This is a genomic window from Arthrobacter sp. 10N418 (assembly GCF_056394725.1).
Genome location: NZ_JBFTIK010000008.1, coordinates 195,231 through 202,449, shown reverse-complemented (window position 1 = coordinate 202,449; position 7,219 = coordinate 195,231). Strand labels below are relative to the sequence as shown.

The following is a 7,219-nucleotide window of genomic DNA, read 5'->3' as shown; positions in this document are numbered from 1 at the left end:
ATTGACGCGGCATGTCCGGTGCCGRTCSCGGCKGGAGGGCATGTCCATTGGTGCGGGGGCGTTGCCGGTCACCGTGGGAGGACATGTCCATCGTGTGCGGCCACGAATGGACATTGACGCGGCATGTCCGGTGCCGGTCCCGGCTGGAGGGCATGTCCATTGGTGCGGGGGCGTTGCCGGTCACCGTGGGAGGACATGTCCATCGTGTGCGGCCACGAATGGACATTGACGCGGCATGTCCGGTGCCGATCGCGGCGGAAGGGCATGTCCATTGGTGCGGGGACGTTGCCGGAACCCAGAGGAGGGCATGTCCCTTGCCGGTCGCCGCGGGAGGGCATGTCCACTGGCAGCTCAGGGAAGAGGCCGGCGGGGGGCCCGCCGTGGCGGGGGCGGGGGTACTTCTTTGGCGGCCACCACGAGCGCCAGCGCTATGTCGACGTCGGCGCGCCGGGTGCGGACCGTGCACCGGCCATCGGCCCGGTCCACGAGTTCGCCGAGCGCATCCGTCAGCCCGCCGTCGATCCTGTACCTGACCACAACACGAGTACCGAGGGGGGCGCCGGACAGGAATTGCTGGGGCAGCGGCAATGGTGAGCTCACCCGTTCATAGTAAGACGCGCAGCGTCTATGACGCCCGGCTAGGTTCGCGGGAACAGGCTGGGAGATAATAGGCTCAAATGTCAGCAGCCCGGCGACAGGCCGGGGCAACTATCCGGCCGGTCGCCGGACAAACGTGGAGAGGCAAGGGTCGTGACCTACGTAATCGCGCAGCCGTGTGTAGATGTGAAAGACAAGGCATGTATTGAGGAGTGCCCCGTCGATTGCATCTACGAGGGTGAGCGTTCCCTGTACATCCACCCCGACGAATGCGTGGACTGCGGCGCCTGCGAACCGGTCTGCCCGGTGGAGGCGATCTACTACGAGGACGACACTCCCGAGGAGTGGGCCGATTACTACAAGGCCAACGTCGAATTCTTTGACGATCTGGGGTCACCGGGCGGCGCAGCGAAGGTCGGCAACACGCACACTGACCATCCCATGATTGCCGCCCTGCCGCCGCAGAACCAGGACAGCTAGGGCGGCGCGGCGGTGACCCCTGCGGTGCGCAGCTTCGGCCTCAGCCTGCCCGACTACCCGTGGGAGGCCATGGCGCCGTACCTCGCCCGGGCAGCCCGGCATCCGGGGGGAGCCGCGAATCTTTCGATCGGCACCCCCGTCGATGCCACGCCGGTCCTGGTGCAGGAGGCCCTGCGGTCCGCGGCCAACGCCCCCGGATACCCGACCGTCCACGGCACGCCCGCCCTCCGCGAAGCCATCGCAAGGTGGTTTGAACGCCGCCGCGGGGTGCCCGGACTGGATCCGCAGAACGTGATGCCCACCGTCGGCTCCAAGGAACTTGTGGCGTGGCTGCCGCTCCTGCTCGGACTGAAGCCAGGGGACGTCGTCGTCCGGCCCACCGTGGCGTACCCGACCTATGACATCGGAGCCACGTTCGCGGGTGCCGAGCAGATTGCAGCGGACGACCTCGACGAGCTCGACCCCGCCACGCGGTCCCGCGTCCGCCTGGTCTGGATCAATTCACCGGCCAACCCCACCGGCAGCGTCCGGGACCTCGCCTCGCTGCGGCGGATCGTCGGCCAGGCCCGCGAGCTCGGAGCCGTGGTCGCCTCGGACGAGTGCTACGCCGAACTCGGCTGGGGGGAGTGGGACGTCCAGCGTGGGGGAGCGCCCGTTCCCAGCGTCCTGGACCCCGAAGTTGCGGAGGGCTCCCACGAGGGCCTGCTGGCTGTCTACTCGCTGAGCAAGCAGTCCAACCTGGCCGGTTACCGGGCCGCGTTCGTTGCCGGGGATCCGGGCATCATGGCGAACCTGGTCAACAGCCGGAAGCACGCAGGCATGATCGTTCCGTATCCGGTCCAGGAAGCCATGCGCGTGGCCCTCGGCGACGACGCCCACGTCCAGGCGCAGAAAGACCTGTACCGCGGCCGCCGCGAAAGGATTGTGCCTGCCCTGCGAAGCTTCGGACTGGAAATCCACGAATCCCATGCGGGCCTGTATCTCTGGGCCACCGCGGGCGAAGCTACCTGGGACACCGTGGGCAGGCTGGCCGACCGCGGAATCGTCGTCGGGCCCGGCGTCTTCTATGGCGACGCGGGCAACGGATTCATCCGGGTGGCGCTGACCGCAAGCGACGAACGGATCGATGCCGCCGTTTCCCGGCTGGCGGCCGGGGTGTAACAATGCTGTGACACGTGCCACATCTGGGCGCTTTTGGCCGGTTCCGGATGGCTTTGGATTAGTGCCACCCGGAAACTGCCGGTAGTTTTTAACTGACTATCAATGGTGGCTTTCCACAAGAAGGCAGCGCAGCCGTTGGAATTTGTGTCCAAGAACAGGTTCCGTGGGCGGCTTCACCAGAAGTTGGACCAGCTTTCTACAGAGGCCCCGACGCCTCAGAGGAGACTCCATGACTGAGACCACCAGCGCAACCCTGCGCCATGCCGGCGGCGAGCTCGAACTCCCGCGCATTAAGGTTGTAGAAGGAAACGAAGGCTACGACGTTTCCAAGCTGCTGAAGCAGACCGGCGCCGTAGCCTTCGACCCCGGTTTCATGAACACCGCGGCCACGACGTCGGCGATCACCTACATCGACGGCGACGCCGGTGTCCTTCGGTACCGCGGCTACCCGATCGAGCAGCTGGCCCAGCACTCGAGCTTCCTGGAAGTTTCCTACCTGCTGATCTACGGCAACCTGCCGACCGCCATCGAACTGGAAGCGTTTGACCAGCGGATCCGACACCACACCCTGCTGCACGAGGAGCTGAAGGGCTTCTTCAGCGGCTTCCCCCGCGACGCGCACCCGATGCCGGTCCTGTCCTCGGCCGTGTCCGCGCTCTCCACGTTCTACCAGGACTCACTGGATCCCTTCAACGCCGAGCAGGTAGAGGTCTCCACCTACCGGCTGCTGGCCAAGATGCCGGTCATCGCCGCCTACGCCCTGAAGAAGAGCATTGGTCAGCCCATGCTCTACCCGGACAACTCACACAACCTCGTGGAAAACTTCCTGCGCCTGAGCTTCGGCCTGCCGGCCGAGCAATACGAAGTGGATCCGGTCGTCGCCAAGGCGCTGGACCTGCTCCTCATCCTGCACGCCGACCACGAGCAGAACTGCTCGACCTCCACGGTCCGGCTGGTCGGCTCGTCCAACGCCAATCTCTTCGCCTCCGTCTCTGCCGGCATCAACGCCCTCTTTGGCCCCGCCCACGGCGGAGCCAACGAGGCCGTGCTGAAGATGCTGCGCCAGATCCAGGCCGACGGCACCAAGCCGGAGGACTACATGGAGAAGGTCAAGAACAAGGAGGACGGCGTCCGCCTCATGGGCTTCGGACACCGTGTCTACAAGAACTACGACCCGCGCGCCAAGATCGTGAAAGCCACCGCCCACGAGATTCTCACGAAGCTCGGCGGCAACGACGAGCTCCTGGACATCGCCTTGCGGCTCGAGGAAAAGGCCCTGAACGATGACTACTTCATCCAGCGCAAGCTCTACCCCAACGTGGACTTCTACACCGGCCTGATCTACAAGGCCATGGGCTTCCCGGAGAAGATGTTCACCGTCCTCTTCGCGATCGGGCGCCTGCCGGGCTGGATCGCCCAGTGGCGCGAAATGATCAGCGACCCCAACACCAAGATCGGCCGCCCGCGGCAGCTCTACATCGGCGAGCCGGAGCGCAACTACCCCTCCGTGTAATGCACTAAAGAACAGCACCACGACGCCGGCCGCGCACCTTGAGAGGTGCGCGGCCGGCGTCGTTGAACACGGGGATCAGCTGGTGTAGCCCATCGGGTTGTTCTTCTGCCAGCGCCAGTGGTCCTCGCACATCTCATCGACCGTCTTGGTCGTGGACCAGCTGAGATCGGCCAGGGCCGAGGACGCGTCCGCCCAGAAGGCAGGGAGGTCCCCGGGCCGTCGTCCGGTGACCTCGTGGGGGAGCGGACGGCCCGCGGCCTTTTCGAACGAGCGCAGCACCTCCAGGACGGACGTGCCTTTCCCCGAGCCGAGGTTCCAGCGGTACACGCCGGCCCGCTCCGCCACATGGTTCAACGCGGCGACGTGCCCGCCGGCCAGGTCCACCACATGGATGTAGTCGCGCAGGCAGGTGCCGTCCGGGGTGTCGTAGTCGCCCCCGAAGACCATGAGCTTCTCGCGCCGGCCCACGGCCACCTGGGCGATGAACGGTACAAGGTTGTTGGGGATGCCCTGCGGGTCCTCGCCGATCCGGCCGGAGGGGTGCGCGCCGACCGGGTTGAAGTAGCGCAGGAGGGCAATGTGCCAACGGGTATCGGCGGTGCCGAGGTCCGAGAGGATGTCCTCGATCTGTTCCTTGGTCCGGCCGTACGGATTGTTGGCGCCGATCTCCATCTTCTCGATGTACGGAATCGGGTTGTGCTCGCCGTAGACCGTGGCCGAGGAACTGAAGACGATGGAGCGGACATCGTGCCGGTCCATCACGCGGAGCAGGTTCAGGGTGCCCACGAGGTTGTTGTGGTAATACCTGAGGGGCTCCCGGACGGACTCCCCGACGGCTTTGAGGCCTGCGAAGTGGATGACGGCGTCGATCGCGTGTTCCGCGAAGACGGCGTCGACGGCGGCCTCGTCGACCAAGTCCGCGTGGTGGAAGACGGCGGGCTTGCCGCTGAGCTCGGCGACCCGCCGGAGCGACTCCTCACTGGAGTTCACCAGGTTGTCGATGACCACCACGTCATGGCCGGCTTCCTGCAGGGACAGGACAGTGTGCGAACCGATGTAGCCGGTGCCGCCAGTAACCAAAATTTTCATGCCCCTACGCTATCCCAAACCGGAGGGCGGCTTTCCGTGTGACGGCCAGGACAACCGTGCCGCCGGCCGGTGCGCCTGACGGGGGTTCGCGCACATCCGTGCTAAAAAAGTCCAGTGCCAAAATTTGTCGACGCCGCACTCCGGCGCCAGGAAGTAGTCGAAGCGGTCTTCCGCATCATCGCAGTGGACGGGCTCGAACGGGCGTCCCTCCGGGAAGTGGCGGACGAGGCGGAACTGGCGGTGGGTTCCGTACGCCACTATTTCGCGAGCAGTGATGAACTGCTCACCCACTCGTTTGGCGTGGTCGTGGACCGGATCGTCGGCCGTCTCGCCGCCGCGGAGGCTCAGCTGGCGGCCCTGCCGCCGGGTACAGCCGAACACCACGCAGGCGTGTTAACCCTGCTGGGTGAATTTCTTCCCCTGGACGAGGACCGCGCCGTCGATGCCTGCGTCTGGATGGCCTTCAAGAACGCGGCCCGGACCAAACCCTTCCTGGCGGCTGAGGCCGACCGCAGCCATCGCGCCGTAGCAGCGATCGTCGGGCGGCTCGTGATGGAGCTTTTCGCCGCCCCCGCCGCGGAAACGGCGGCCGAGGGCCATCCCCCTTCTGCAGGCATGAAGGCCGAAACGGAGGGCAGCGAGCAGCACCGGCTGGTCACTGAGGCCGAGCGGCTGCTGGCCACGTTGGACGGGCTCACGATGCATGCCCTGCTGCAGCCGGAATGGATGACTTCCCAGGTGTGCAAAGATGTGCTGGAAGCCCATGTGGCGAGCCTGGCAGCCAGGCTGCCGGCCATTACCGGGCCTTAGCTTCGGGAATACACTGGGATCGTACGTCTTGCCAAGGGAGGCAATTGGATGCACCACACAGGCGGGCCTGGCTGGCGGATCACTATGGACACGTCCGGTCCCATGCTCATCGCGCTTTACGTCCGTGACGCAGCCGGCCTGAACAGTGCCGGACAGCCGGCGCTGAGCCCCGTGGCACCGAAAATACGCGCCTCCGACCATTCGAACCTCATCGCGGAGGTGGGCGGTGCCCCGGCCCTGAAAACCGAGTGGGAGGCGTGGTGGGAGCAGCTGTTGAAGGCCCATCCCGAAATGTCGCCCGAGCTGGGCCCGCCCGGCTTCCGCGCGTTCAGCAATTCCCCGGCGCTCAGGCGGGTGCTGCAGGCGCACTTCGGCGCTGCGCTGACGTGGGCCCGCGAACGACGGGGAGAATATGTGGGCCTCGAAGCGGAGCGGGAAGCCAGCGGCGCCGCGCAACTGCTCGCCGACATGGTGGATGACCGGCTGCTGGAGGTGGGCCGTCCCGCCCGGGACTTCACCCTGACCATCATCGAGCTGCCGTTGGCGGAGCCGCGGGCCTGGTACCTCGAGCCGGACAAGATCATCATGAGCCATGAGCTGCTGTCCCAGCCGGAGCTGTTCCGGAGCTACGTGCAGCCCGTGGTCGACCTGCTCGTCTGACCGGGCCGGTCCAGCTAGCCTGCGGGCGGGCTGGCGACCGTGACCCGGACCTGCCCTGCCGGCACCTGGGACGATTGCCAGCCGTTGCGCGACTGCCGGTTCCAGTCGCGGCCGTCCACCTGGACGTCGGTGATGGAGAGCGGTTTCGCGTTGGCCACAGCCCACTGCGCCACGGCCCAGGCCTGCGTCCCGTCGGCGTCCACGAGCAGCGTTTTGCCGTCGGCAGACACCGGCAGGTCCCCGAAGGACGCCGTCAGCGCCGCCTGAACGACGGCCGGATCGCCGCCGGCGTCCGCTGCGCGCAGCGAGCAGTCCAGGCCGGCGGCCGCCTGGCCGCTCAGCGCGGAAGCAAACGCACGGGCCATCCCTTCGTGTTGGGCGTAGGCGCCGGGGTAGGCCGAGTGCTGGACCTGCTGCGCGGCCGCCGTGATTTCCAGCGACTGGTAGCCGGGGACTTTTACGAGGGCATCGTAGAACGCGTTGGTGGCGTGGTAGGGGTCCATCACCTGTTCGGCTGTGCCCCACCCCTGGGAAGGCCGCTGCTGGAACAGTCCCCGGGAATCCGGGCCCGCCTGGTCCCCGTGGCTGATGTTGCGCAGTTTTGATTCCTGCATGGACGTGGCCAGCGCGATGCTCGCGGCCCTGGCCGGAAGTCCGCGCTGGACGGAGACGGCCGTGATGAGGGCGGCGTTGGCTGCCTGGTCGGTGGCGAGGTCGTCGCCGCCGCTGCCCGCGGCTGTGCAGCGCTCGGTAATCAGTGCGTCCGAACGCTGCAAAATGGCCACCGCCGTGTAGATCCCGCCCGCGACCATCGCAAGGGTCAGCAGCAGCACGATCCGGCGGCGCCAGCTCCCTCTTCGTGCCACGAAACTACTCCCTCGGGCCCTTGCAGGCCGCTTCATCCCTCGT

At 66.6% G+C, this 7,219-nt stretch carries 8 protein-coding genes; 5 read left to right on the top strand and 3 right to left on the bottom strand.

Translation table 11 applies throughout. The annotated features are described in order from the left end of the window. Positions 1 to 351 precede the first annotated feature (351 nt). A complete protein-coding gene (locus AC1DCZ_RS08995; RefSeq protein ID WP_476974263.1) occupies positions 352 to 600 on the bottom strand; it encodes a putative acetyltransferase in 249 nt (82 codons plus the stop codon). Positions 601 to 750: 150 nt separating this feature from the next. On the opposite strand from AC1DCZ_RS08995, the gene fdxA reads away from it, so the two are divergent. The 3 genes from fdxA to AC1DCZ_RS08980 all read left to right on the top strand — a co-directional run bounded on the left by fdxA (position 751) and on the right by AC1DCZ_RS08980 (position 3,751). Further along, positions 751 to 1,077 carry a ferredoxin gene (fdxA, locus tag AC1DCZ_RS08990; RefSeq protein WP_476894170.1) on the top strand — a complete coding sequence of 109 codons (327 nt, stop codon included), beginning with the start codon at positions 751 to 753 and terminating at the stop codon, positions 1,075 to 1,077. A 12-nt stretch (positions 1,078 to 1,089) separates the two neighbouring features. Further along, entirely contained in the window at positions 1,090 to 2,238 is a 1,149-nt protein-coding gene (gene dapC / locus AC1DCZ_RS08985; RefSeq protein ID WP_476974262.1) for a succinyldiaminopimelate transaminase, read from the top strand. 229 nt (positions 2,239 to 2,467) lie between these two features. Beyond that, the gene (locus AC1DCZ_RS08980) at positions 2,468 to 3,751 is read left to right on the top strand and encodes a citrate synthase (protein ID WP_476894172.1); all 1,284 of its coding nucleotides are present in this window, start codon (positions 2,468 to 2,470) and stop codon (positions 3,749 to 3,751) included. Positions 3,752 to 3,826: 75 nt separating this feature from the next. Here the strand turns inward: AC1DCZ_RS08980 and galE are convergent, their stop codons facing one another. Further along, entirely contained in the window at positions 3,827 to 4,840 is a 1,014-nt protein-coding gene (gene galE, locus AC1DCZ_RS08975; RefSeq protein ID WP_476974261.1) for a UDP-glucose 4-epimerase GalE, read from the bottom strand. Positions 4,841 to 4,954: 114 nt separating this feature from the next. Here galE and AC1DCZ_RS08970 point away from each other — a divergent pair, with 114 nt between their 5' ends. Then, positions 4,955 to 5,650, top strand: a complete 696-nt coding sequence (locus tag AC1DCZ_RS08970; protein ID WP_476974260.1) for a TetR/AcrR family transcriptional regulator — start codon at positions 4,955 to 4,957, stop codon at positions 5,648 to 5,650. Positions 5,651 to 5,698: 48 nt separating this feature from the next. Beyond that, positions 5,699 to 6,310 carry a hypothetical protein gene (locus tag AC1DCZ_RS08965; RefSeq protein WP_476894175.1) on the top strand — a complete coding sequence of 204 codons (612 nt, stop codon included), beginning with the start codon at positions 5,699 to 5,701 and terminating at the stop codon, positions 6,308 to 6,310. A 14-nt stretch (positions 6,311 to 6,324) separates the two neighbouring features. On the opposite strand, the gene AC1DCZ_RS08960 is transcribed toward AC1DCZ_RS08965, so the two are convergent. Further along, on the bottom strand, positions 6,325 to 7,176 hold the full coding sequence (locus AC1DCZ_RS08960) for a hypothetical protein (RefSeq protein ID WP_476974259.1): 852 nt from the start codon (positions 7,174 to 7,176) through the stop codon (positions 6,325 to 6,327). Positions 7,177 to 7,219: the final 43 nt, after the last annotated feature.